Source organism: Calditrichota bacterium, assembly GCA_013112635.1.
Classification (GTDB): Bacteria; Calditrichota; Calditrichia; order Calditrichales; family J004; genus JABFGF01.
Map to the genome: position 1 here is coordinate 250,885 of JABFGF010000001.1, position 26,138 is coordinate 277,022.

The 26,138-nt window shown below is 36.1% G+C and carries 32 protein-coding genes; 31 read left to right on the forward strand and 1 reads right to left on the reverse strand.

Going from position 1 to position 26,138, the window contains the following annotated elements:
• Positions 1-6: 6 nt before the first annotated feature.
• From HND50_01165 to HND50_01240, 16 genes are all read left to right on the forward strand, one after another.
• Complete coding sequence (locus tag HND50_01165; GenBank protein NOG43812.1) at positions 7-846, forward strand: protein-glutamate O-methyltransferase CheR; 840 nt, start codon at positions 7-9, stop codon at positions 844-846.
• The gene (locus tag HND50_01170) at positions 846-1,895 is read left to right on the forward strand and encodes a chemotaxis response regulator protein-glutamate methylesterase (protein ID NOG43813.1); all 1,050 of its coding nucleotides are present in this window, start codon (positions 846-848) and stop codon (positions 1,893-1,895) included. Before HND50_01165 ends, HND50_01170 begins: the two co-directional genes overlap by 1 nt.
• Positions 1,895-2,380 (forward strand): chemotaxis protein CheD, encoded by a 486-nt coding sequence (locus HND50_01175; protein NOG43814.1) that lies wholly within the window; start codon positions 1,895-1,897, stop codon positions 2,378-2,380. The genes HND50_01170 and HND50_01175 overlap by 1 nt, the downstream gene beginning before the upstream one ends.
• A 22-nt stretch (positions 2,381-2,402) precedes the next feature.
• Positions 2,403-2,786: a response regulator gene (locus HND50_01180; protein NOG43815.1), complete on the forward strand. Its 384-nt coding sequence runs from the start codon at positions 2,403-2,405 to the stop codon at positions 2,784-2,786.
• Between the two features lie 9 nt (positions 2,787-2,795).
• A complete protein-coding gene (locus HND50_01185) occupies positions 2,796-3,263 on the forward strand; it encodes a hypothetical protein (GenBank protein NOG43816.1) in 468 nt (155 codons plus the stop codon).
• A 109-nt stretch (positions 3,264-3,372) separates the two neighbouring features.
• Positions 3,373-3,750, forward strand: a complete 378-nt coding sequence (locus HND50_01190; protein NOG43817.1) for a response regulator — start codon at positions 3,373-3,375, stop codon at positions 3,748-3,750.
• A gap of 15 nt (positions 3,751-3,765) precedes the next feature.
• Positions 3,766-4,413, forward strand: coding sequence for a hypothetical protein (locus tag HND50_01195; protein NOG43818.1), 648 nt, complete (start codon positions 3,766-3,768; stop codon positions 4,411-4,413).
• A gap of 15 nt (positions 4,414-4,428) precedes the next feature.
• Positions 4,429-4,704, forward strand: coding sequence for a hypothetical protein (locus HND50_01200; GenBank protein NOG43819.1), 276 nt, complete (start codon positions 4,429-4,431; stop codon positions 4,702-4,704).
• Between the two features lie 84 nt (positions 4,705-4,788).
• The gene (locus HND50_01205; GenBank protein ID NOG43820.1) at positions 4,789-6,201 is read left to right on the forward strand and encodes a DUF342 domain-containing protein; all 1,413 of its coding nucleotides are present in this window, start codon (positions 4,789-4,791) and stop codon (positions 6,199-6,201) included.
• 23 nt (positions 6,202-6,224) lie between these two features.
• A complete protein-coding gene (locus HND50_01210; GenBank protein ID NOG43821.1) occupies positions 6,225-7,622 on the forward strand; it encodes a response regulator in 1,398 nt (465 codons plus the stop codon).
• A gap of 16 nt (positions 7,623-7,638) precedes the next feature.
• Positions 7,639-8,193, forward strand: a complete 555-nt coding sequence (locus tag HND50_01215) for a response regulator (GenBank protein NOG43822.1) — start codon at positions 7,639-7,641, stop codon at positions 8,191-8,193.
• A gap of 96 nt (positions 8,194-8,289) precedes the next feature.
• Complete coding sequence (locus HND50_01220) at positions 8,290-9,615, forward strand: sigma-54-dependent Fis family transcriptional regulator (GenBank protein NOG43823.1); 1,326 nt, start codon at positions 8,290-8,292, stop codon at positions 9,613-9,615.
• A 142-nt stretch (positions 9,616-9,757) separates the two neighbouring features.
• On the forward strand, positions 9,758-10,189 hold the full coding sequence (locus tag HND50_01225) for a response regulator (protein NOG43824.1): 432 nt from the start codon (positions 9,758-9,760) through the stop codon (positions 10,187-10,189).
• Positions 10,186-10,587 carry a response regulator gene (locus HND50_01230; GenBank protein NOG43825.1) on the forward strand — a complete coding sequence of 134 codons (402 nt, stop codon included), beginning with the start codon at positions 10,186-10,188 and terminating at the stop codon, positions 10,585-10,587. Before HND50_01225 ends, HND50_01230 begins: the two co-directional genes overlap by 4 nt.
• Before the next feature lie 24 nt (positions 10,588-10,611).
• Complete coding sequence (locus tag HND50_01235) at positions 10,612-11,046, forward strand: ATP-binding protein (GenBank protein NOG43826.1); 435 nt, start codon at positions 10,612-10,614, stop codon at positions 11,044-11,046.
• A gap of 11 nt (positions 11,047-11,057) precedes the next feature.
• The gene (locus HND50_01240; protein NOG43827.1) at positions 11,058-11,351 is read left to right on the forward strand and encodes an STAS domain-containing protein; all 294 of its coding nucleotides are present in this window, start codon (positions 11,058-11,060) and stop codon (positions 11,349-11,351) included.
• 119 nt (positions 11,352-11,470) lie between these two features.
• Here the strand turns inward: HND50_01240 and HND50_01245 are convergent, their stop codons facing one another.
• Positions 11,471-11,905: a response regulator gene (locus HND50_01245; protein ID NOG43828.1), complete on the reverse strand. Its 435-nt coding sequence runs from the start codon at positions 11,903-11,905 to the stop codon at positions 11,471-11,473.
• A gap of 286 nt (positions 11,906-12,191) precedes the next feature.
• On the opposite strand from HND50_01245, the gene HND50_01250 reads away from it, so the two are divergent.
• The 15 genes from HND50_01250 (at position 12,192) to HND50_01320 (ending at position 26,084) form a co-directional block, all read left to right on the forward strand.
• Complete coding sequence (locus tag HND50_01250; protein ID NOG43829.1) at positions 12,192-12,557, forward strand: flagellar basal body rod protein FlgB; 366 nt, start codon at positions 12,192-12,194, stop codon at positions 12,555-12,557.
• Between the two features lie 14 nt (positions 12,558-12,571).
• Positions 12,572-13,051 (forward strand): flagellar basal body rod protein FlgC, encoded by a 480-nt coding sequence (gene flgC, locus HND50_01255; GenBank protein ID NOG43830.1) that lies wholly within the window; start codon positions 12,572-12,574, stop codon positions 13,049-13,051.
• A gap of 4 nt (positions 13,052-13,055) precedes the next feature.
• Entirely contained in the window at positions 13,056-13,346 is a 291-nt protein-coding gene (locus tag HND50_01260; protein ID NOG43831.1) for a hypothetical protein, read from the forward strand.
• A 7-nt stretch (positions 13,347-13,353) separates the two neighbouring features.
• Positions 13,354-13,668: a flagellar hook-basal body complex protein FliE gene (gene fliE, locus HND50_01265; GenBank protein ID NOG43832.1), complete on the forward strand. Its 315-nt coding sequence runs from the start codon at positions 13,354-13,356 to the stop codon at positions 13,666-13,668.
• Positions 13,669-13,683: 15 nt separating this feature from the next.
• The gene (fliF, locus tag HND50_01270) at positions 13,684-15,273 is read left to right on the forward strand and encodes a flagellar M-ring protein FliF (GenBank protein ID NOG43833.1); all 1,590 of its coding nucleotides are present in this window, start codon (positions 13,684-13,686) and stop codon (positions 15,271-15,273) included.
• A 16-nt stretch (positions 15,274-15,289) separates the two neighbouring features.
• Positions 15,290-16,333, forward strand: a complete 1,044-nt coding sequence (gene fliG / locus HND50_01275) for a flagellar motor switch protein FliG (GenBank protein ID NOG43834.1) — start codon at positions 15,290-15,292, stop codon at positions 16,331-16,333.
• 2 nt (positions 16,334-16,335) lie between these two features.
• Positions 16,336-17,028: a hypothetical protein gene (locus tag HND50_01280; protein NOG43835.1), complete on the forward strand. Its 693-nt coding sequence runs from the start codon at positions 16,336-16,338 to the stop codon at positions 17,026-17,028.
• On the forward strand, positions 17,025-18,350 hold the full coding sequence (fliI, locus tag HND50_01285) for a flagellar protein export ATPase FliI (protein NOG43836.1): 1,326 nt from the start codon (positions 17,025-17,027) through the stop codon (positions 18,348-18,350). The genes HND50_01280 and fliI overlap by 4 nt, the downstream gene beginning before the upstream one ends.
• Positions 18,350-18,787, forward strand: a complete 438-nt coding sequence (gene fliJ, locus HND50_01290; GenBank protein NOG43837.1) for a flagellar export protein FliJ — start codon at positions 18,350-18,352, stop codon at positions 18,785-18,787. Before fliI ends, fliJ begins: the two co-directional genes overlap by 1 nt.
• A 10-nt stretch (positions 18,788-18,797) precedes the next feature.
• A complete protein-coding gene (locus tag HND50_01295) occupies positions 18,798-19,304 on the forward strand; it encodes a hypothetical protein (protein NOG43838.1) in 507 nt (168 codons plus the stop codon).
• 9 nt (positions 19,305-19,313) lie between these two features.
• The gene (locus HND50_01300; GenBank protein NOG43839.1) at positions 19,314-21,962 is read left to right on the forward strand and encodes a flagellar hook-length control protein FliK; all 2,649 of its coding nucleotides are present in this window, start codon (positions 19,314-19,316) and stop codon (positions 21,960-21,962) included.
• 18 nt (positions 21,963-21,980) lie between these two features.
• Positions 21,981-22,667: a hypothetical protein gene (locus HND50_01305; GenBank protein NOG43840.1), complete on the forward strand. Its 687-nt coding sequence runs from the start codon at positions 21,981-21,983 to the stop codon at positions 22,665-22,667.
• 1 nt (position 22,668) lies between these two features.
• Positions 22,669-23,076: a hypothetical protein gene (locus HND50_01310; GenBank protein ID NOG43841.1), complete on the forward strand. Its 408-nt coding sequence runs from the start codon at positions 22,669-22,671 to the stop codon at positions 23,074-23,076.
• Positions 23,077-23,245: 169 nt separating this feature from the next.
• The gene (locus HND50_01315; protein ID NOG43842.1) at positions 23,246-25,240 is read left to right on the forward strand and encodes a flagellar hook-basal body complex protein; all 1,995 of its coding nucleotides are present in this window, start codon (positions 23,246-23,248) and stop codon (positions 25,238-25,240) included.
• A gap of 64 nt (positions 25,241-25,304) precedes the next feature.
• Entirely contained in the window at positions 25,305-26,084 is a 780-nt protein-coding gene (locus tag HND50_01320; GenBank protein ID NOG43843.1) for a motility protein A, read from the forward strand.
• Positions 26,085-26,138: the final 54 nt, after the last annotated feature.

Below are 26,138 nucleotides of genomic sequence, written 5' to 3' on the forward strand. Positions count from 1 at the left end.
CATATGATGAATGTATCTGATATAAATATAACACCTAAAGAATATGAGCTAATCTCCAAGCTTGTTTATGACCGTTTTGGAATAAACCTTGGTGGTAAAAAGCAGTCTTTAGTAACAAACCGTTTGAGAAAGGTTTTAGTCGAAAACAATTTTAGTACTTTCAAGGATTATTACCAGTTTATCTTAAATGATAAAAGTGGCAATAGTATGGATACACTTATAAATAGAATTTCGACAAACCTGACCTACTTTGCACGAGAGAATGAGCATTTTGATTTTCTACAGAAAACGGTACTTCCGGAACAATTTAATAATCCGGAAATAAAGCGTGGAAAATCAATCCGTCTTTGGTGTGCCGGTTGTTCAACAGGGGAAGAACCCTATACTTTATCAATGGTTATGCATGAATCTGTTGGGGTAAATAAGGAAAAATGGAAACTTGGCATTTTGGCCACCGATATATCAGCAAAAGCGCTCAAAATTGCTGAACAAGGGCGTTACGCCGATGGAAATGTTGAAAAAATTAATAGTACATTTAAAAGTAAATACTTTCAAAAACAAGACCAGGATTCATGGACAATAAAAAGTAAAATAAAGGATATTATCCTATTCAGGAGGCTGAACCTGATGCGGACTGAATTTCCTTTTCAACAAAAATTTCATTCAATATTTTGTAGAAATGTGATGATTTATTTTGATGTCCCAACCCGTGAAGAGCTGATTAAAAAATTCAGCCAACACATGGTCGACGGAGGTTACCTATTTATCGGGCACTCGGAAAGCTTGGGGCGGAGCAATGAATTTTTTGAATATGTTAAGCCGGCCGTATATAGGAAAATAAAATAATGGAAACAAGAGTACTAGTTGTTGATGATTCTGCATTGGTCAGAGATATCTTGTCCCGAGGCCTTTCGATGAAAAAAGGAATTAAAGTTGTTGGTGCAGCAAGTGATCCATTTAAAGCCCGTGACATGATTGTTAAGTTACGGCCTGACGTTTTAACGTTAGATGTTGAGATGCCGCGAATGGATGGGTTGCAATTTCTAAAAAAACTTATGCCACAATATCCTTTGCCCGTTGTCATGGTAAGTTCACTAACTGATTCAGGATCAAATATTACTTTGGATGCACTTTCGGCAGGCGCTGTAGATTTTGTGTGCAAACCTTCGGTTAACTTAAAAACCGGTTTAATGGGGATGATGAATGAACTGTCAGAGAAAGTTTCAACAGCGGCAACAGTTGATGTATCAAAATATAAAAACAATAATAAGCAACTGCCACCACAAAACCTGAACGTGAAGACCAAAACCGGGCACTTTTCAAAAAGAATCATTGCAATAGGGGCCTCAACCGGTGGTACAGAAGCGTTGAGAAGGGTTATATCAGCTTTGCCTTCCAATTATCCTGGGATTGTTATAGTACAACATATGCCGGAAAAATTTACAAAAATGTTTGCAGATCGATTAAATGAGCAATCAAATCTTACTGTAAAAGAAGCAGTTACTGGCGATTTGATTGAAAATGGAAAGGTTCTAATTGCTCCTGGTGGATTGCAGACACAATTGATAAAAGGTGAGGCCGGGTACAAAGTAGTATGCAGATCTGGTTTAAAAGTTTGCGGCCACCGGCCTTCAGTTGATGTGCTTTTCCGTTCTGTTGCCCGCTTTGCAGGAAAAAATGCCATAGGAATTATGTTAACCGGAATGGGTAGTGATGGGGCAGATGCAATGGTTAATATGCGTGAAAGAGGCGCGAGAACAATTGCGCAAGATGAAAAAACTTCAGTTGTTTTTGGAATGCCAAAAGAGGCATACGAAAGAGGAGGAGCAGAAGAGCTTGTTCCCTTAGAATTGATTCCTAATAAGATAAAAGTGTTTTTAGAGGATGGAGAATAATGGAAGTAATCAATGTTGGCGTTGGTGAGATCGGAGTATCAAACAACCCGGAAACAATGGTCAAAACCTACGCCTTAGGATCGTGCATTGCACTTATTTTTATTGCACCAAAACTGAATGCAGTTGGTATGGCCCATATAGCCCTTCCAGACTCGAACTATTCAAATGGGAAGGCAAAATCGTTACCAGGTTATTTTGCAGACTTGGCCATCCCTGAGTTAATTGAAAAGTTTAAGTCGTTCGGGGTGAAGAAAAATTCTGAAGTAATTGTGAAAATGACGGGTGGTGCTAAAATTATGGATCCCGAAGGCCGTTTTAATATTGGCAAAAGAAATGTTTTAGCAACAAAAAAAATATTGTGGAAATACAAACTAGGGGCGATTGCTGAGGATATTGGCAAAAATTTTAGCCGGACAGTAAGCGTGGATACCGACTCTGGAGAAATTAAGATTACGTCTCCGGGTAGGGGCATGTGGAATATTTAAACAGGTTTATGAGGAAAAAGTTATGAATCAAATATTGATAGTAGATGACTCAGCAATGGCCAGAGCTTTAATTAAAAGGTGCTTAGAGATTTGCGGATTTGAAAACCTTGAGGTGAGTGAAGCTGTAAACGGTGAAAATGCTCTGGAAATTCTTAAGGAAAAGTCATTTGATATTGTTTTTTCAGATCTGAATATGCCTAAACTAGATGGTGAAGGCTTATTGAGACGTATAAAAAGCTCACCCAAATTAAATCACATACCGGTTGTGATTATTTCTAGTAAAACAAACTCTGCAACTGAAAAGAAACTAATTGCTGATCATGCAGAGGCGGTATTATCCAAACCTTTGTCAATACCGCTTTTAAATAGTGTATTGGAAAATTCATTAAACCTGGAAAAAAATTGAGGTAGATTTATGAATTATGAAATTGATGAAATTAGTGAAGAGTTAACCGATGCTGTTTCTGAAGCATTTGAAAACATGTTTTTTGCGGATATTGAGAACTGTCTCGATTTAGATGCCATTGAGGTTAAAAAAGAATCGCTTGTTATTTCAGTGGATACTCTGAAGCCTTTTATGGGGAAGGTTGGTCTTGTCATTGATAAAGAATATTCTGAAGAAATTGTTATGGAAATGACAGGAGGCGATGTTGAGGAAATATCCAATAGTATGGTTAATGATGCACTTTCAGAAATAGGAAATACAATTGTAGGCCGTTTCCTCTCACGAATAGTCCCTGAAGATGAAGAGTTTAGTTTAGGGTTTCCTGAGTGCAATCCTTGGGAGGATGGAAATGAGAACAGTGTAAAGTCTGAAAATAGAAGATTATTTGCATTGGAAATGGAAGAAACCTGTGTCTATTGTATCCTAAGTAAAAATTAGTTGTTTAGAAGTGAAGTAATTTGGTGTTATTCAGACTATGCCTTCATTATAGATTTATATTGACGAATAAATAGATATTAATATTTAAATATCCTAGAGAAAGGGGAAAATGATGGAAGGGAAAAAAGTCATTTTTGTTGAAGACTCTCCTACTATGAGGCGCATCATTATGAACTCACTTAATAAGATTGGAATTGATGATGTTACTGAAGCAGAAAATGGGGTTGATGCATTAGACAAGATGGGCGATGCCAGTTGGGATATGGTTATAACCGATTGGAATATGCCTGAAATGAATGGTGAAGAGCTTGTAAAAGAGCTTAGAAGTAAAGATCAATATAAGGACATGCCTATATTAATGATTACAACTCGCGGTATGCAGGATGATGTTATGACTGCAATAAAAATGGGCGTTAACGGATACGTTGTTAAGCCTTTTACACCAGAAATCTTGAAGAAGAAGATTGGTGAGATATTTACTTCCTAAACGAAAGGTTTAATAATGAAGAAAATAAAAACGCTTGACGATGTACTTGGTCATATTGAAGATCTTCGTGAAACGATTAGATTTAGTGACGACCTTTTTCCATTAGTAAAAGATTTATTTATCTTCCTGAAAGACATGATCCCGTTGTTAATGGAAGCAAATATTTCTATAAAAGAAAGTACTTCACGAATCCCAACAGCAACTGAAAATATTGATAATATTTCAGAAATGACTGAAAGCTCAACCAATCAAGTATTGGATTCAATTGATACAATTTCTGGTAAACTATCTGCATTAGGTGAAATGATAAAAAAAGATAGTGGAGCCGAAGAACAAACAGTTCTTGTTGATGAGATTTCCAGTATGACAAATGAGATGATCTTCGCTTTCCAGTTTCAGGATATTACAACCCAAAAATTAGAACATACAAGCAGAATACTAAAAACAGTTCATGATAAATTTGAAACACTGTTTAAATCATTTGAAAGTATGCGCATGAACAGCGCTATGGGTAGTGATGTAGCTAAAGCCCTGGAAGTTGAATTTCAAAAACAATCGATAAAAGAAGTAGAGAATAAAGAATATTTTGATGAGAAAACAAAGGATATTATGCATCATGATACAGCAGTATCGCAAGATGATATTGATAGTCTCTTCAAATAATAACAAGGATAATAAATGAGCGTTTTTGATGAATTGACCGTTGATGAACAGTCAAAAGTGTTTAAAACAAAAAAAGAGAAACGAGCTAGCTCGATCATTAAAAAGGACAATGTGCAATTGGCCGGATCGAGCAAAAAAATCAATCCATATGAAAATTCACACATTCCTGTTAACAAGGGAAAAATAACACCACTTACAGATAATGAGGAGATAATTGGTTTTATTTATGAGTGTTCCTGTGGAGAGATTGCTAAAGTTGTTTTTGATTTTGATGAATCTTTTAGTCAATAAAAATTATAGGTAATAAATATGGCTTTTTATCCGAATATGATAAATACAACTTAAAGACATCATTTATTATTAATTTTTATTATTGTGAAATCAATAAAATTAAATATTTCCCCCGATAAGTATTCTGCTTCAATTACTATAATTGCTGAACAAAAAGAGTTCCCTACAGAAAAAGAAATTTATAATGCGATCAGCAGTAATAATATCATTTATGGATTAGATCATCCGGTAATTAGCCGGATATCACAAAACAAAACATCAGTAAAATTTGCAACTATTGCCAGAGGGGATCAGCCGAAAGGAAGGCTAAACTGGCATATTGAAATCGATAATCCGCATAAACCTACAATTACAAAAACCAACAGGGCAGATTTTAAAAAACTAACCTCATATCATTTTATTTCTAAAAATACAAAAATAGTTTCTTTGTTAGATTCCACGGAATCCAAAAATGGTAAAAAAGTTACAGGCGAAATTGTTGAGCCCGAAATGGATGAGCTGCAATTTCCAAACTATGAAAATTTAACACTTTCCAAAGATAAAAAAACACTTGTTGCTAATGTTTCCGGATACATTCTGTGGCGGGATAACAGTCTTGTTATAGAAGATGTATTACATATTAAAGGAAATGTTGACTATAGTACCGGTAACCTGAAACTAAAAGGACCTGTAATAATTGATGGTGATGTTCGCTCTGGGTTTCGTGTAGAAACAGATGGGTCTATTTTTGTAGGTGGCAGTGTTGATGCTGCAAATCTATTTTCGCAAAATGGAGATATAACAATTACACATGGCATACTAGGCCAAGGCAGGGCAAAAATACTATGCGGTGGAAATTTAAAATGCGGATTTATGCAAGATGCAAATGTAGCGGCTCAAAAAGATATTACGCTTGAAAAATATGCGTTAAACAGCATCGTTTCATCCGGTGGTGTTATCCGGACATCAGAAAATGACAGTCTTATTCGTGGCGGAATTTTGACTGCTGAAAAGTGGATAGAACTCCATAATGTCGGATCTGAACGGGGAGCCGAGACAGAATTGAAAATTCGCAACTACACCGAAGGCGAATCGCAATCTCAATTGTGGCAACTAAACAGGGAAAAGTCCAGCTATACCTTGCGACTTTCTTCATTGAATAAACGAAAGGATTTTCTACTTATTTTAAAAAGGGGTGCCGGACAACTCTCTGATGATAAAACTTCCGAGTTGAGTTTTATAGAAACTGAAATAGCGAGACTAAAGAGTAAGCTTGGACTTCTTGAAAATGATGAAGTGCTTTTGCAAAAAGAATCATCAATTCAAACAATTCAAAAAGAAATAAAAATTCATGGTACCATGTATAAAAATGTGCGAATTGACATTGGTGGTGTTTTTTATAAATGCGACCAACCAATCTCTGAAGTGAGGTTAGTAAATTTTAAAGAAGAGATAATTCTGGAATCTTTAAAAGAACCAACTTCGCCAGATTATGATATCTTTATTTCTGAAAAATAAATTTTTAGCCAATGCGGTAAATTATGGAAAACCAAGACCAAACAGACCAAACAGTTTTCACCATCCTTATTGTGGATGATGAGCAAGATGTGCTAGATACAATAAAAGAGGCATTAACTGGTCCACGTTATAAAATCCATTGTGAGACAAACCCTGTTAAAGCGATGGAATTGTTAGAAAATGAAATATACGATTTAGTTTTAACGGATTTAATGATGCCGGAAGTTGGTGGAATGGATTTGGTTAATGCAATAAAAACAGGTGGGAAAGATACATCTGTAATTGTTATTACCGGTCATGCAACTTTAAATACAGCCATTGAATCCATTCAGCTTGGTGTATACGATTATGTTAATAAACCTATAAATCATAAAGAATTGCAAAACCTTGTTTTCAGGGCAACGGAAAATCTTTATCTCCAAAGAAGAAATAAAGAATTACAAAGGAGAAATAAACGTATTTTAGCCAATCTTTCTCTGCTAATGGATATCAGTAAAATTATTTACCAGGTTACTGATCTTCAATCAGTTTTTAAGATGGTTATTGATACAATCACAGAATATTTTAAACTTGAAAACTGTGCTATTATAATGGAAGATGTTCAATCAGCTACTTTTAAAATTGTTGCTTCAAATAATCTTAGTAAAAGTATTCAGGGTTTTGAATTTAAACTTCCGCAAATTGTAAATGATGTAGAGCTCTCAACTCAAAATGAATCAATCATTTATGTAAGAAATAATGAAATCTCTTTTGGAGAAAAAAAATATTCTGTTGAAAAAAATGGCTGGTTTACATTTAATCCAATTAGTTTTCATGATCAGATTATGGGATTCTTAATGATCCAATCCGAAGATGAAGGAACTTTTCCATCTTCTGAAATAATTGCTATGTTAAATATCCTTGCTTCACAAACAGCTCCTATGATGTTTTCTCTCAAATTTGATGGTCATAAAAAACCTTTAATGGAAAATGATGTTATTTATATGATCCGTGATAGTATAAACAAAGCTACAGATGTATTAAGCCCTATTTCTTTTGCATTACTACGAATGGAGTTAAACAGTCCTTCCGGCGACCCATTTTCTTTTCAGGATATGATTCGCACATCTCAATCTTTTATGCTGGAAATGGTTGATAAAGATTATAAACTTTTATGGCAATCTCAGGATACTGCGTTGCTGATTATGCCTGAAATGGATTATTTTAATGCAGAAATTTATTGTAAAAACTTAAAAAGTATTGCTAATCAGGATTACAGTGCAAAAGAACCGGGTGCTTCATTGCATATCCATTTTTCATGCATGGGATATCCTGAAGCAGGAGATACCGCTAAAGAAATAACTGACCGTTTATGGGCAAAATTACTTCAGGAAATTAACAGTACAAAAAATGATAAACTTGATAATCATTTGGAAGCATAATTTATTGGTTTGATGAATGAATAATTCAATTTTAGTTGTTGATGATGATGGCGGGTTACTGGAAATGATTAATGACGGCCTGCAAGAACATGGGTACAATGTTACAACAACGTCGCACCCCGATGATGCTTTGCGCTTAATTAATGAAACAGATGTTCGTTTCGCCTTGCTTGACTATGATTTGGGAGTTCCGGGTTTAAATGGAGTTGAGCTCGCACAGAAAATACGTTTTCATGCGCCGGATGCAATAATTATGATAATGACCGGTTATCAGAATATTAAATTTGCAGTAGAAGCAATGCGCGCTTATAAATTTGATTACATGATAAAGCCGTTTCGTATAGACCAGGTTATATCAGCTTTTGAAAGATCTTTACGTGAGTACGATCTTATTGAAGAAAATAAAAACCTATACCGTTCGGTCTTAGAGCTGGAAGAACAAATTGGCCTTCTGCAAAAACAACTGGATGAAAAAAATAACACTGAGGTAAGAGTTGTCAGCAAAGCATCAAAAAGTGTTGTATCAAACTCTAAAGCGGCCGATATTTACAAAAAACAACAAAGGTTTTAAATCTAAAACCTTTTCCCCATAACTACAGAAGAATTAAGGAATTTTGTGAAAGAAAAGAAGAATATACTCGTTGTTGATGATGATGATGATCTTAGAATGATAATCAAAGAAAGCCTGGAATCTGATGAATTTAGAGTTAAGGATGCTGAAAATGGCAACGTAGCTTTAAAGCTTCTTGAAAAAGAAAAATTTGATTTAATGATTACAGACCTGATGATGCCGGGTATTAAAGGCATTGAGCTGCTAAACCGTGCAAAAAAAATGGATTCTGAAATCGGAGTTCTTCTTATGTCTGCTTACGGTACCGTTGAAACGGCCGTCGATGCTATGAAAGAAGGTGCTTTTGATTTTGTGACCAAACCATTTTCCATTTCCCATATCGAGTCACGGGTTAAACGTTTTTTTGAATTCAGTACACTTAAATCTGAAAATACAAAACTGAAAAAACAATTGGCCGGACATAAAATACGGAATAAATTTGTAGGCGAAAGTAAAGCAGCCCTTGATTTAAAATATCATATTGATATTGTTTCCCACAGCAACGCAACTGTCTTTTTAAAAGGAGAAAGTGGAACGGGTAAAGAGGTGGTTGCTGAAGCGATTCATACGCAAAGTGAGAGGGCAGATAAACCATTTTTAAAGATCAATTGTGCAGCTGTTCCAGAAACACTGTTTGAGAGCACTCTGTTTGGACATATGAAAGGATCTTTTAGTGGGGCACATAAAGACCAAAAGGGGATTTTTGAAGAATGTGATGGCGGTACTTTGTTGCTTGATGAAATAAGTGAGATTCCTCAAACCATGCAGGCTAAATTACTGCGGGTAATCCAGGAAATGTGTATTGTACGTGTAGGAAATACGACTGAAATTCCTGTTGATGTAAGAATTATTGCAACGACAAACAAAGATATAAGTGAACTGGTAAACAATGGGAAATTCCGGGAAGACTTATTTTTTAGGTTAAATGTATTTCCAATTGAAATGCCGACATTAAAGGAACGGAAAAGTGATATACCACTTTTAATTAATTATTTTCTGGAGTTGTTTAGTTCGAAATACAAATATGATAAAAAAACAATCAATTCTCAGGCATTGGAAAAACTAAGCAATTATAATTGGCCTGGCAATATCCGTCAGCTACATCACCTTTTAGAAAGGGCAATACTATTCTCTGGTAAGGAAAGTGAGATTGGAGTTAAGCACTTAAAACTTGAAAATGATCTTGAACCTCATACGAACTCTATTAAAGCGGCAGAAGTTATGCCGTTGGCTGAAATGGAAAAAAGGCTTATTTTCGCTGCTCTAAAAAAAACAAATAATCATCGTACACAGGCTGCCGAGCTTTTAGGAATAACAGTTCGAACCCTTCGAAATAAGCTTCATCTTTTTGAACAAGACGGAAGTATAGAAGCCGAAAATTAGTAATGTTTTATATTCGGCCTGGTTGACTTTATTCTATATTGATTGCATTTCTAATTATTTCTGTTCACTTATTTTGTATTCCCTTTAGACCCTTCAAACAAGTCCGATATATAAAATTATTCTAAAAAAAACAGGTAAAGTTATGCGTGCATTAATTGTCGAAGACGACTTTAGAAGCCGCATGTTGCTGCAAAAATATTTAACACCTTTCTTTGAAGTTCATATTGCAGTAGATGGCAAAGAAGCGTTACAAGCATTCAATTTAGCTGTTGAGGATAAACAACCTTATGATCTAATTTGTCTGGATATTTTATTGCCAAGGCTGGATGGGCAAGAATTCCTTAAAGAAATAAGAAAACTTGAAGAGAGTATGGGAATCTTTGCATCGGATAGTGTTCGGGTTGTAATGACATCAGCATTAAAAGACAGTAAAAATGTTCTTGGTGCCTTTAAAACGGGTTGTGAAGCATATCTTGTAAAACCGTTTGACAGAACAAGGTTTTTAAACATACTTGAAAAATTGAAGTTAATTGACAAACAAAAATTACTTACAAAAAAAGAGAAATTATCATGAAAGCACTTGTTGTTGAAGATGATTTTACAAGCCGAAAGGTTTTACAGAAGCTTTTAATAGAAAATTTTGAAACAGATATTGCGGTTGATGGAGAAGAAGCTTGGATTGCATTTAAACAAGCTTTTACAAATAATGAAAAATATGATGTTATTTTTCTTGATATAATGATGCCTAAAAAAGATGGTTTGCAGTTGCTTATAGAAATAAGACAGTTTGAAGAAGAAAATGGTGTTCTAGGCCTGGATGGTGTAAAAGTGATTATGACCACAGCGCTTGATGATAGTAAAAATGTTTTAAACGCATTTAAGGCAGGATGTGAAGGCTATGTTGTGAAACCTTACAACCGGCAAAAAATCTATGATAAGCTAGAAGAATTGGGCTTGATGAACGGCGAGTAATTAACAGGGGTTCTGGGTATAATAATGAATCACTTTAAAGTTAGCAAAAATGAGCAAGGACTATTGCTGGAATTCAATTCATATTTTATAAATGTAGATAGGGCTATCGAAGAGATTGTAAAACATATTAAAAAAGAATCAGATTATGGTGGAACTTTTGAGTTGAATGTAATTTTGCGTGAAGTGTTTACAAATGCAATTAGACACGGAAATCAAAACAACCCTCAAAAAAAAGTATGGGTTAAGCTTTTTTGGGAAAACGGTGAGTGGCAATTCAATATTAAAGATGAAGGAATCGGTTTTAATCCTTCGAAAGAGATGGATCAAAAATCGGATGTATTAACCCCTCATGGTATGGGGTTAACAATAATATCTTCACTTGGGTATGATTTACATTACAATAGCAGAGACAAAAGTTTAAACCTAATAAAAGAAAATAATAGAAATAATATAAAGTAGGAGGGAATTCTATGAGTCAAGTTAGTGAATTAGTTGTCCAGCCTGACTATGACATTGTAACATCCAAATGTGATGATCTTAGGGACAAATTGAGAAAGTCTTTTAAGGATGGAGTAAAGCAGATAACAATTGATTTAAACAATGTAAACATTGTTGATTCAACAGGGCTTTCAGTTTTAATATCCGCCCATAATTCGCTAAAAAAGGAAGGCGAAAGTCTTAAGTTGGTAAATGTGTCTGAAAATATTTTAAAACTTTTGGCTATTACCCGTTTAGATAAGCATTTCGCAATACAAAACAACTAAAAAATGAAAGAAATATGAAATTACGATTTGATATATTTTTAAGTAGATATGAATAAATCTAAGGTATTAGATATATTTTTGCACCTGGTCTTCTTGAAGATTTTGAATTACTTTGAAACTTAACTCGTTTTAAACCTTCCTTCTGCTTTTTTCACCAATCCTAATCTTTTCAGTTCGCTAATAATCTGTTCTCTTGAGAATGGTTTTGTAATATAGCCGTTACAGCCAAGGTTTTTTGCTTTTTGAATCATATTGTTATTTGACATTGATGTAACCATAATAATATTAATTTTCTCTTCCGGTTTCATTTTTAATTCATCTTCAAAAAGACGAATACTTTGTAAAACCTCAATTCCATCCATTTCAGGCATAAATATATCAAGAAAAATTACATCAAATGGTTCACCATTAAAATACTCGCTTGTATAAAGTTCTACAGCTTTTTTACCATTTTCCGCACTTTGGCAATCGGCATATTCCAAAATAAGCTTTTGTAGCATTCGTTGAATTAGAAAAACATCTTCAACAATAAGTACTTTTAATTTTTCTCTCATTATATAATAGTCGGTTGTTTGCCTTCTATATTAAATTTAATACCAAATCATGGCCTTTTTTTGGTGCATTTTGTGCAATGTTTTGGATATGAAGCTGCATGAGGAAATTTTTGAGCGATGTCAGGAAATATTTACCTCTGAAAAATACTATCTCGTACGATTTACTTATTTCATATAAAAAGTATTGATAGCTAAGAGGCTGTTTTTATGGTCCTTAGACGTTATCATAAAAAAATCTAAAATGTTTGGCACGTGGTTTGAGAATAGATGCTGCACAAGGTGGACTATGAAAATATTTAATTCAGCAAAGATTTTGCTTTATAAACAAGCTCTGGATGTTCATACAAAAGAGCATGAAGCGATCGCAAAAAATGTTGCTAATGCGCATAATACAAATTATAAAAGGGTAAAAACGGATTTTTCCGATGAGCTCAAAGTTGCGCTAAACCAGACTCTTAAACAGTCAGATGTGAGACATATGGATTCTAAAGGAAGTTCTGGTGTTAGCGAAGGCGCGGAAGAAGAAGGGGTTGATTTGAATGAAGAAATGGCAAATTTAGCTGTCAATCAAATCCGTTTTGATTTTGTAAGTAATATGTTAAAGAAAGCCTATCGTGGGCTTAACACAAGCATTACAGGTAGAACATCATAATATCAGAGGGCAATATGAAAGTACAAGGAATTCTGGCAGCAATTAAAACAACTATGGGAGGCTTAAACACCCAGATGCGTAGAATGGAACTTATTTCTGATAATATTGCGAACGCTGAAAAAACCCCGGATAAGAATGGTGAAGTTTACAAACGCAAAGTTTTGGTTGCTGATTCAAAGAACAATTCCGGGCAATTTTCTGAACAATTAAAATTGAAATTGAACAGATCGGACAAAGACCACATGAGCCCGGGAATTGATAACCTTAAAGGCAATAAAAACCGACCTGGTTTTGAAGTAGCGGAGCAGGATAATGAGATATCGGTGTATGAACCAAACCACCCGATGGCAGATGAAAACGGTTATGTGCGTAAACCGGATGTTAATCTTGTTGAAGAAATGGTTGACCTCGTTTCTGCAACACGCGTTTATGAGGCAAACGTTACAGTAATTAATGCTGCAAAAAACATAGCCAAAAAATCAATGGAGATTTAATCCTGTGAAAATTACCGAAAGATTACAAGGGCTATATGCACCAGACCGGCCTAACCAGCAGGAAACAAAGGTTCACAAACCAAAGTTGGCGGGAAAAGAAATTAAATTTCTTCAGGATAAAAATAATCAAAAACCTGATATCAAGGACTTTTCTTTAAAACAGATACTTTCTGTAAAAGAAGTAAATTCCCTTCATGCACTTTTTGGATATGAGCAAAATGGCGGTGACGGAATTTACGGCGCTAATAAAATGAGCAATGTCCATTCCGGGATGTTGCTGGATGTAAAAGGATAGGATAATTATGTCAAGTATCGATCAACTGGCTTCGGTGGATTTGCACAATCTAATCCGCGCGACAAACAATCAGCAAAGTGAGAATATTTCTGAAGCAGACAAAAAGGACTTTGGAGATACAATCACAGATTTTATTAAGTCTGTAAATCAAAAATCTAAAGAAGCCGGACAATTGGCAACAGATGTTGTTCAAGGGAAATCGCAAAATTTGCATGAAGCAATGGCTGCAATGGAAGAATCGGGTTTAAGTTTTAAGCTAATGTTAGAAATACGAAATAAACTTCTTGAATCCTTCAAAGAAGTACAGAGAATGCAGGTATAAGGAACGGAGATATAAATGAACGATGTGGTGGCCCAACTCACTCAGTTTTTCTTACAATACTCTTTAAAGCAAAGGGCAATTATCACGGCAATAATTGTTGGCTTTTTATCAATTGTAATTGCATTGTTAATGTGGGCAAATAAAACAGAGTATGAATTACTTTTTGCAAACCTTGCTCCTCAGGATGCAAGTGAAATTGTAACAAACCTAAGTAATGATAAAATAAAATACAGGTTGGAAAACGGCGGAACTACAATTTATGTGCAGCAGGATAAAATGGAAGAAATGCGCATTCGTTTTCACAGCCTGGGTGCTGGTAGCAATGCTCCACAAGGGTTTGATGATATTTTTGATCCGGAGAAGCAAAATATCGGAGAGACGACAAACATGCAGCGGGTAAAAATAATCCGTGCAAAAGAAGGCGAGCTAATGAAAACCCTTAATTCCATGATTTGGATAAAGGGAAGCAGGGTTCATTTAAATATCCCGGAAAGAAGATTGTTTGAAGATGACCGACGCGGATCGGCCTCCGTTTTTCTGGTTTTAAACAGATCGTCTGTTCAGGAATCGCAGATAAAAAGCATACCGGCTTTAATCTCCGGAAGCATTGATGGAATACAACCAGAAGATGTGCGGGTAATGGATTCTCGGGGGAATTTGCTTTATAACGGCGAGAAAGAAAACACGCTTGGACTTTCCGGAACACAGTGGGAATTAACCAATTCTGTATCCAATGAAATAAAATTAAAAGCACGCAATATAGTTGAAAGCAGCGTTGGTTTTGGCAATTCAAGTGTTCAGGTTGGTGTTGAATTAAATTTTGATCAGGTTCAACAGACAATTGAAGATATTGATCCGGATGATGTAACCGTTTTAAGTGAAGAGATAATAAATGAATCCAACCAGGATAATGTTGACTCATCTACCGCTGCTGTTGAGAACAGCGTAACAAATTATGAATTTAGCAAAACTGTAAGAAATATAGTTCATGGTACAGGAAATATAAAAAGACTTTCGGTTGCTGTTGCAGTAAACGGAAAATATGAAACAATTATTACGGATGATGGCGAAGAAAACCAACAATACGTTCCAAGAACTCCACAGGAACTGGAGGACTTAACAACATTGGTGAAAGGCGCGATTGGTTATAATGAAGAGCGTGGAGATGTGGTTAATGTCATAAACATTCAGTTTGCCGATCCGGTTGTTTATGAAGGCGGATTCATCGACAATTTTAAAGATTTTGAAATGTGGAAAGAAATTTTCATGTACTTGCTGATTGCAGTTGGTCTTTACCTGGGTTTTAATCTTGTAAAAGGTTTAATGAATACAGAAGCCACCAGCAAAATTCTTATCCCGTTTGAGCTTCAGAAGAAAGCTTTGGCAAGTGGAAAAGAAAACAGTTTAATAGCAGCAGCAAAAGAAAAAACACCGGAAGAAGAAATTGATGAAGATATTTATATTGCAAAGCTAAGTCCTGAAGCACGTGCAAGGATGAAAGCAAATGATAAAATGACTCAGGATGTAATCGCGTTTGCTGAACAAAATCCAGAGCAAGTCACCGGATTAATGCGAGCCTGGTTAGCAGAACAACCTAAAGCATAAATAAAAGAAAGTAAACATGGCAGAAGAAGTAAAAGAACAAACTGAAGAAAAACAGCAGATACAACCACTATCGGCAGTTGAAAAATGCGCCTTGTTAATGGTTTCCTTTGGCTCAGAAATAGCTGGCGAAATAATGCGCAGTTTCACTGAAAAAGAAGGTGAGAAAATTTCAATTGCAATTGCAACCATGTACAATGTTCCGGTTGAAACACTAAGCCAAACCATCGAAGAGTTTTACCAAATGATGATGGCCAATAAGTACATTGTTCAGGGTGGTTTAGGGTATGCTCGGGAAGCACTTGAAAATGCTTATGGCCTTAAAAAAGCAGAAGAAATTTTGAAACGTGTTGAAGCGGCAACAGAAGTTAGTGCCTTTTACTTACTACAAACTGTGGATGACAAACAACTATTAAACTTTTTACAAAATGAACATCCCCAGACTGCAGCATTAATTCTGGCCAACTTAAAACCACAGCAAGCGGCGGGAATACTCTCGGAGTTACCGGAGGAGTATCAATATGAAATCGCTTACAGGGTTGCTACTATGGAAAAAACATCTCCTGAATTAATTGAAGATATTGAGGATGTTTTAAGAGAACAAATGGGCTCTATTTTTGGTGGTGGCTTAAGCAAAACAGGTGGTGTTGGCACTGTTGCAGAAATTCTTAATTCTGTTTCCCGTACATCAGAGAAAAATATTCTTACCAATTTACGAGAACGTGATGCAGACCTGGCTTCTGAAATTAATGATATGATGTTTATATTTGAAGATTTGATTGGACTTCCGGCAGCTGTTATACAATCAATTCTGAAAGAAGTACAATCAAATTCCATTGCCATGGCATTAAAAGCTACAACTCCGGAACTGCGTGATAAGATATTTGATAATATGTCTGAACGTGCGGCGGGTATGCTAAAAGAGGAATTAGATTATATGGGACCTGTGAGGCTCAAAGATGTTGAAACGGCCCAAAAAGACATTCTCGATGTTGCAAGGAAGCTGGAAGAAACCGGCGAGATACAACTAACGCGTGGCGAAGAAGAGGAACTGGTAGGATAAATATGGCTGAATCTGTAATAAAAATGGGGCGAAAGCTACGCGGGATAAGATATCATAATGTTTATAAAAATGAAGATATCCAGGACTCAGCAGGAAGTGATTCCGGCGGGCGTTCACCGAACCAGATAATGAATGATGCGCGCAAGATTAAAAATCTGGAAGACCAGGTGAGAAATCTGGAAAAAGAGCTGCAAAAATCGCGAGAGGATTCTTTTCAGGCAGGATATGATGAAGGTAAACAGCGAACTTTTCAAGAAGCACAAAACAAGGTTGAAGCCGTGCATCATGAAATGAAACAGTTGGAATTAAAGTATATTGAAACCATTGAACAAATGGAGCAGCTGCTTTTAGATCTTGCTAAGGTGATGGCCAAAGAAGTGATTCAACAGGAGATAAAACTAAACGAGCAAACAGATACAATCTTGATGGAGCGTTTAAGAAAATTATTAAGCGATGTAATTGAACAAAATAACATTATTATTGAAGTGAATACTCAACAATTAGGTTCTCTCAAAAACGAATTAACAGCAGAAAAACTGGGTCTAACAGAAAAAAGTGAAGTAAGAATTGTTGGAAGTGACAGCCTGAATCCGGGCGAAGCACATATTGAAACTGAGGATTATTTTATTGATGGTACATTTGAAAACCATACTGATAAAATTCGCAGTGAATTAATCAAAAGGTCTGACAAATGAGTTATCTCCAGAATAAATTTGAGCAATTTAAAGCGGATGCACCGTTTATGAATCCCGTTTTAGTTGACGGCAAAGTAAGCAAAGCGGCCGGATTAATAATTGAAGCAACTTCAAAGTCTGGTACTGTCGGTGATGTATGTGATATTTTCCTGCAACCGGGGCAATCTGTCCGCTCGGAAATTGTTGGATTTAAAAATAATAAAATTTTGCTTATGCCTTTAGGAGAAACCGTTGGAGTCGCTCCCGGAAGCAGGGTTCGTTTAAATCCGGAGCCTTTAAAAGTTCCGGTGAGCAATGCCTTGTTGGGAAGAGTTCTAAATGGCCTTGGTGCACCGATTGATGGAAAAGCGCCTGTTTTTTCAAAGAATATGCGCAGTGTTTACAACGCGCCTCCAAACCCGCTAATTCGTCAGCGCATAACGGAAAGACTGGAAACAGGTATCCGCGCAATTGATGGGCTGGTTACTTTGGGCAAAGGGCAACGTGTGGGGATTTTTGCAGGTAGTGGTGTTGGTAAAAGTGTGCTATTAGGGATGATGGCACGCTATACCGATGCCGATGTAAATGTAATTGTTATGGTTGGGGAACGTGGCCGGGAAGTACGAGATTTTATTGAACGGGATCTCGGCGAAGAAGGCCTAAAAAAATCTGTTGTGATTGTTGCAACTTCGGACCAGGCAGCCACGGTTCGCATAAAAAGCGCCTTAATCGGGACAACCATTGCAGAGTATTTTCGGGATCAGGGCAAAAATGTTTTATTGCTGATGGATTCGTTGACAAGGGTTTCAATGGCACAAAGAGAAATTGGCCTTGCGATTGGTGAGCCGCCGGCTTCAAAAGGGTATACACCGTCTGTATTTGCTTTAATGCCAAGATTGTTGGAACGGGCGGGAAACAGTGACAAAGGCAGTATAACCGGGCTTTACACGGTTTTAGTAGATGGCGATGATATGGATGAACCAATCGCTGATGCGGCACGCTCAATTTTAGACGGCCATATTGTTTTATCTAGAAAAATTGCCACAAAAGGCCACTATCCGGCAATCGATGTTTTGGAAAGTGTGAGCCGCGTTAAAAATGAGGTTATGACTGATAATCAAAAAAATATATCGTTAAAACTTTTAGAGCAAATGGCAACATATCGCGAATCGGAAGATTTGATAAACATTGGTGCATATAGCAAAGGCACAAGTACAAAAATAGATAACGCAATTGACAATACTGAAAACATTAACACATTTTTACGCCAGGATATCGAAGATAAATCAAACTTTTTGCAAACCATGGGTAAGCTGGAAGAAATTGGAAAAGGTGCATTGTGATGGCAAAATTTAATTTTCCTTTACAAAAACTGCTAAATCTTAAAAAGTACAGCGAAGATCAGAAAGCGATTTCACTAGGTCAGGCACAAGCGGCTTTGAATAAAGAGCTATACCAATTGAAAACTTTTGAAGAAATGAAAAATTCTCTTTTTAACGGTGATGATTTTATTAGTGTAAATTTAAATGCACTACGCTCATCCAACGAATATCTGATCCAGATAAACAACCAGATTGAGCAGCAGAAACAAAAAATCGCTCTGGCAGAAAAAGAGGTGGATGAAAAGAGAACCGTTTTGATGAAAGCTAATCAGGAAAAAAAATCAGTTGAATTGTTAAAAGATAACCAAAAACAGGTTTTTAAAAAGGAAGCCAACAGGGTTTCACAAATAAAAGAAGACGAAGTTGCTTCACGAATAGTTCAAAGTAACAGAATGTGAAATTGAAAATATGAAAGCTTTAATTATTTCTTTTATAGGAATGCTGATAATGATTGGAATTGTTTATGGAGCCTTATTATATGTAAAAGGGGAACAACAAAGAGTTATTGCAGAGCTTGCTGCAAATGATTCAACATTCACTTTAGAGAAGCCTCTTTCCGAAACAGACAGTTTGAAAAAAATTGTTGAGATGAAAGAGCAGGAGATAACCAAAAAAGAAACAAAATTAGACAGTTTGAAAAACGATGCAAAAAAGCAGGTTGAATTAGCAAAAAAAGAGGCTGTAAAAATTGCTGAAGAAGAAAATGATACTATGAAACAGGAAAAGGCTCTATCAATGGCTAAAACTTTTGAAAAAATGAGTATAAAGCAAATCGCCCCCATTTTGAGAAATCTTGATGATCAGACAGTAATGATGATTTACACAAATACGGGTAATCGTTTTAAAAAGAATATTTTATTGGCGGTTAATGAAAAAAGGGCAGCACTAATTACAAAAGAATTTATCAATAATTGAGCAAAAAATATGAAAAACAATAATGTTTCAGTAGCATCAAAAAAAATGATGGGTTTGAATACTTTGGTTAATAAACTCGGAAAATCTTCTTCAATTGGTTCCGGGAAAGGATTTGCTGCATTTATTGATACACTAATCACAAATCTGAAATCCGCCAAATCTGAAAAACCTTTAGTGAATGATCGGCTGGCAACACCTGCATTAATCTCAAAAAGTAATGGACTTTTTGGCAATACACCATCAGAAAAAAATACGCAGTTAATCTTTGAATCTGACAAATCTGTTGAAGGAATAAATACGCATGTTTCTAAAGAAAAGAAAGCACTACTTCAAATAGACAACGATGTTATGGCAGAAACGTCAGTTGCTTCATTGTTAAACAGTTTTGAAAAAATCAATCAACTTGAAATTGGTAAGCCAGCTGAAAAAATAAAATTAGTGGATAATTCTACTGATAATTCTGAAACCAAAATTATGGCCAGGTCCACTTTCAAATCTTTTATAAAAGAATTAAAAAACAATTCACTAAACAACCCTACAGAAAATAAAGTTGTAAAAAAATTATTGAAAGAGCCGGTGCCGGTTCAGAAAGCTGTCTATTCAATTATAAAGGAAATTGCAGAATTATCTGTTAAACAAACTGTCATATCAAATGTGAATGTTCCTGATAAATCAGGTTTAAAAAATAACGAAACGTTGATTCAGAAACCTAAAACCGCGATAAGTTTGAAAAATAGCAAAGAATTTATCTCAGACAGTAAGAGTGCAGCTTCTAAAAAAATAGCATCCAATAGCAAACCACTTGCAAATGAAATAGCCAAAAACACTCCGGATACTAATAGCCAAAAGCTTAAAAGTTTAGCTGTGAAAAATGAAGCTTCAAAAGTAGTGAATACAGCTGCGGCGAAACAGGATAATAAAATTGATGTGCTTAAAAATTTAGGGGTAAAAAATAACAGTACACCACAAAATAATGAGAATTCAAAAGCGGAAATAAAAATCAAAACCGCACCTGCACCTGTAGTAAATAAAAATGTAATTTTAAAAAACCAAAGTCTACAAACCGCTGAAATATTGACAAAAACATCAAGTGAAAATATTGACTTTGATGTTGAAGAAAAAAAAGAAACAAAGTTTATTTATGTCGGCAGAAAGGATAACAAAAACCGTGTTTCTGTAGAAGTTAAAAACAACCAGGCCATTGTAACTGCCCACAATATTAACAAAAAAAACCTCTCAAAAGCTTCAGGATATATAAAAAGCTTAGTTAGAAATAATTTTGAAAAGCCGGGAACTACTGAGGCAAAAAATGGATATGTAAAAACAATTTTAAAAGAAGAGCAAAGTGCGAAAACAGCGGTAAACGAAAACATCAAAAGCGACTTTTTAAAGAAGACTGTATCAAATATTTCAAAAAGAGAAGAGCTAAAAGTGGCTGCTCAGCGATCTGTAAAATCGAATATTAAAAATATCCACCGTGAAAAAAATGAGCCTAAAGTCATTATTAAAACAGAGAAAGTTTTTACAACAAAATCTGTGCAACAAAATTTGAAAACAGAGGCCAATCAGCAACCATTAGAAATCTCTAAAACTGATAATAAACCAATCGTAAAAGAGATAATTGATTTCAATGTAAATAAAAATCTGAAAGTAAAGTTTGTTTTTACAGATGAGGTTGTTAAGGAAGTCCGTAAGCCAAAAATAAATCAACATCAAGAAAATAAACCTGATAAAACATTTAGTAGAAACGAACCACTTAAAAATTTCTCTTTGAATGAACTTTTAAGAAATAATGGTTTTAGGGGGGAATTCTCAAAATCTGTTAAATCAAATCCTGTAAAAGTAACAACAGGGGAAACTACTGTTGTAAATGATTTGAATTTAACAAACCCGGTTAAGAAAAATGAAAAATCCAGGGTTAACACACATAATGATAAAAGAGAAACTAATTCGTTTTTAAAAGATGATAATTCCTTTGAGAATCAGGTAAAACCAACAAAAAAAATAGAAACTAATTCCGTAACAAAAGAAATCTCAAAAAATACTTTTCAAACCAATTTTTCATCTGAACCAATAAGCGGGAAACCAGAAAAATTACAATCAATTAATGATGAAAACTTTAACAGCAACGTAACAAAAAAAGATTCTCAGAACGAGGTACCTTTGGTGCGTACAGTCGAAGAAGCGATTGTGAGTAATAACCAAGCGCCAAAAGTAACCAATGCAGTTTTTACTAAACCGGTTGTACAGGCCAAGTACATTTCCGGAATTATTCAAAGTTATTATGACTCATCAAACCAGGCATTTACTCAAAGCCAGGTTGTGGTTGATGCCGGTAAAATGGGTAGCCTGGATATACGCCTAAACAAGGATTCAGGCTCACAGACTATTTTAATATTGGTGGAAAATGATACAATTAAAACAGAAATGGCGCGCATTCTACCGCATCTTGCTGAAAGTTTACAAAGCAAAGGTGTGCCAATAAATTCAGTAAATATCGATATTGGACAATCCTGGAATAAAAATAATAAACGGAATAATAATAAAAACAATTCTAAACAAAATCTTTCACAAACAATGGAGGGAATAAATGATAAAGACGCCACCATAAACTCAAAGAAATATTATGGTTATAATACCATGGATATAACCGCATAAATTAAAGAAGGATAAATAATGGATATAACACAAGTAACAAGTTCGAACTCGGCAACAACAGATAACCTTTCCAACGTTTTTGAAAACGATTTGGGTAAAGAAGAGTTTCTGAACTTGCTAGTTGCGCAACTCCAGAATCAGGATCCGTTAAACCCGATGGAGGGGCAGGAGTTTGCCTCCCAACTGGCGCAGTTTAGCTCTGTTGAGCAGTTAACAAGTATTGATGGCAATATTGAAGACAGTATTAATACTGATTTTGTATTGAGCCAAACAATTAACAATACATTAGCAACGACCTTAATAGGAAAGCAGATTACAGCTTTGGGAAACCAGGTGGAATTACAGCCTGATACGCCGGTGAACCTTCATTTTGAGTTGGCTGATTTTACTGAAAATGTAAGTGTTAATGTAATGGATGCTGCCGGGAATATTGTACGTACTATAGAAGCAAATAATCTCTCTTCAGGAATTCAATCTGTGGAATGGGACGGCCTTGATAAAGATGGACTGGAATTACCTGAAGGAACTTATACTTTTGAAGTTGATGCAACAGACAATGAAGGAACGGCTATTGATGTACAAGAACTCATTCGTGGCTTTGCTGGATCGTTGCAATATGAAGGCGGGCAGGCGATGTTCAAGATTGGCAATATACGGGTTAATTTTGGTGATGTATTAGAAATATCAAGTGGATTAGGAGCATAATATGAAAGTTGCTGATCTTCAAATGCGGGCCAATATGTACCCGCTTCAGAATGATAAAATAAACCAGGCAAAAACAGGTGCCGCGCAAAAAGCTGATCAGGCCACAGCCGGGATTAATTTTGCAGATATCCTGCAGAAAAATGTAGAAGAAAACAGTACTGTTCAGTTTTCTGCCCATGCTGTAAAAAGGCTTGAAGAACGTTCTTTACCGGTTACAACAAATGATATTGAACGTTTAAATGCCGGTGTAAAGCAGGTTGATGCCAAAGGTGGAAAAAATTCACTGATTATGGTTGATGATACGGCATTTGTAGTAAGTGTTCGCAACAAAACAGTTATAACGGCAATTGATAAAACACTTACTGCGAGTAATGTATTTACAAACATTGACAGTGTGGCTTTTGTGTAGCACTCGTCTCCTGATGATGAAGTAGGGAAGGGAAGTAAGAAGTTGGAAGTGAGAGACAAAATAAATAAATAATCATTAAATCGGGCTGGACCCAATAATCGGATAAACCGTAGGGAAGCCCTTGAACTCCGCTGACTGATTGAGGCGGAACAAACTCAAGGAGAGTATTATGTTAAAGGCATTGCAATCTGGCGTTTCCGGATTAAGAAATCATCAAATGAAGATTGATGTATTAGGTAACAATATTGCAAACGTAAACACTGTTGGTTTTAAAGGCGGACGTATCATGTTTTCAGAAGCACTAAACCAAACTGTTAAGAATGCAACCCCAGGTTCAGGAACAGGTTTTATAAATCCTGTGCAGGTTGGATTGGGGATGAATACATCTTCAATAGAAAACATTTTTACGCAAGGTGGTTTGGAAAATACAGGTGTTATTACTGATTTAGCATTGGAAGGCGAAGGTTTTTTCATGGTGAAATCCGGTGAGAACAACCTTTATACGCGTTCAGGAAATTTTTTCTTTAACTCTGATGGCAAGCTTGTAAATACTAAAGGTCTTGCAGTTCAAGGTTGGCAATTAAATGGATCGCAAACAACTGGTGGATTGGGAGTAGGAAACACTGAAGATATAGTTATTGATTCAGGATTAGTATCTCCGGCTGAGTCAACTCAAAATGTTTACATGAATGGAAACATCAATGCGGGAAACAGGACTGTTGCTGAAATCTGGCAATCACCTAGTGCTTTTGCCAATAAAGCCATTGCAACCGGTACTGCCGGAGTACCAGCTTTCCCAATGCCAATAGATGGTACAAATAATGAATTGACAATAAATATTCAGGATAACCCAACCTCAACAATCGCTGGAGATCTTACATTGACAGCAGGAACTTATGCGGATTTGAATGCACTTGTGGCAGAGCTTAATACACAGATAGCGGCCACAGCGAATATCAGCACACGAGTTGAAGCCGTAAATAATGGTGGAACTTTAGAATTTCACCAATTAAATGGGACATCATCAACTACTATAAGCCTAAGTGATGGAACAAACACGGCTTTAGCAACAATCGGATATGCAGATGGTGATAGTGCAACAGCATCCATAGCAGATAGCACAACTGCTTTGAACAACTTGTTGGGAGTTAGTACTTTTTCTGAGTCCCTAACCAATGGCGATACTATTGAAATCTCGGGTACAAATCCTGATGGTTCTGTAGTAACTGCAACATTTACTTACGGAGCTGCAAATGATGGTACAACACTTGGTGAATTGGCAACAATAGTTGAAAGTAGCTTTAGTGGCGTAACTGTTACTATAGATTCAGGTACCCTGGTAGTAACAGATAATGTTGCTGGGGATAGCTCAACAACAGTAAACCTTTCCAATGGTTCAAGTAACATAGGTTCCGTAACATTCCCAGGTTTTACAAATACAGTTCCGGGAAATACTGGAACAGCCACAACATCTGTACTTGTTTATGATTCGTTGGGAGCAAGCCATAACCTGATTTTAGAATTTACCAATACAGAAAATGCCAATGAATGGACATGGGAGGCTACAACAACAGGCGATAGCAGTGTTGCAAGTGGCGGAACAGGCCGTGTTACATTTGACGAAAACGGGAATATGACATCATTCAGCCATGATGGCGGTGTAAGCCAATTGACTTTGAACCCAGGTAATGGAGCTGATCAGGTAGATATTTTATTGCATGCAGAAAGCTCAGATGAGTTTAGCGGCTTGTCCCAATTTGATTCGGTTTCGACACTTAATGTTCGTGAGCAGGATGGAAAATCAACAGGCGCATTGATTGGAATCACTATCGACCGTGATGGAATTATTTCAGGATCGTTCAGTAATGGTGACATTTCAAGTATGGCCAAAATTGCGATTGCACAATTTCCAAACAATATAGGCCTTAGTGACTTAGGTGACGGCTTATATGCAACGAGTATTGCATCAGGCGATCCACAAATATTAAATCCTGATAGCGATGCAACATCATCGATTGTTTCTGGTGCATTGGAAATGTCTAATGTTGATTTGGCTGATGAATTTACAGAGCTGATTACGGCGCAGAGAGGATTTCAGGCGAATGCGAAAATTATAACAACCGCCGATTCCATTCTTGACGAAGTAATTAGGTTAAAACGATAATTAACTGATTCACAGGCTATCCCATATTTGGGGTAGCCTTTAATTAAAACAAAGAGGTAATCACGTGGAACTGGGTACAGTTGTCGGTTTAGTGAGCGGTGTAATACTTGTTTTCACTACTATTTTTCTTGGTGGGGAAATGATGTCATTCCTTGATATCGCATCATTCCTGGTTGTTGTTGGAGGTGCGATTGCCGCTACGTTTGTGGCTATCCCTTTTGGTGATGTGCTTAGCGTGGCCAATATTACAAAAAATGCATTCTTTGGGAAAAAGATTGATTATGTCCAGGTGATTGAAGTTGTAGTTGATTTGGCAAAGAAAGCAAGACGTGAAGGCCTTTTAGCAGTAGATAAGGAAGTTAACAAAATTGAAAATGAGTTTCTGAAAACCGGTATGGAAATGGTGGTTGATGGTACAGAACCGGAGCTAATAAAAAAAGTGATGAATACAGAGCTGTCTTATCTAATGGATCGTCATTCAAAAGGACAGGCTCTTTATACTACACTGGGTATGTATTCTCCGGCATTTGGTATGATTGGTACTTTGATTGGCTTGATTGCCATGCTGCAAAATTTAGATGATCCGGCTGCGATTGGACCTGGTATGGCCGTTGCCTTAATTACAACATTTTATGGTGCTTTGATTGCCAACCTTGTATTTTTACCCATGGCAACAAAGCTGGCAAATATGTCTGGGAGTGAAATTTTAGAAAAAGAAATGATCATCGAAGGTGTGTTGGCAATTCAGTTTGGTGAGCACCCAAATACGATCAGTAGAAAATTACTAAATTTTATACCGCCTAAATTGCGTGAAGGATTTAACGGAGATGCTAAAGCAGCGTAAAAAAGCAGACGTAAAAAGTAAGATGTAAAATGAAGCAACAATTAGGGATGCAGT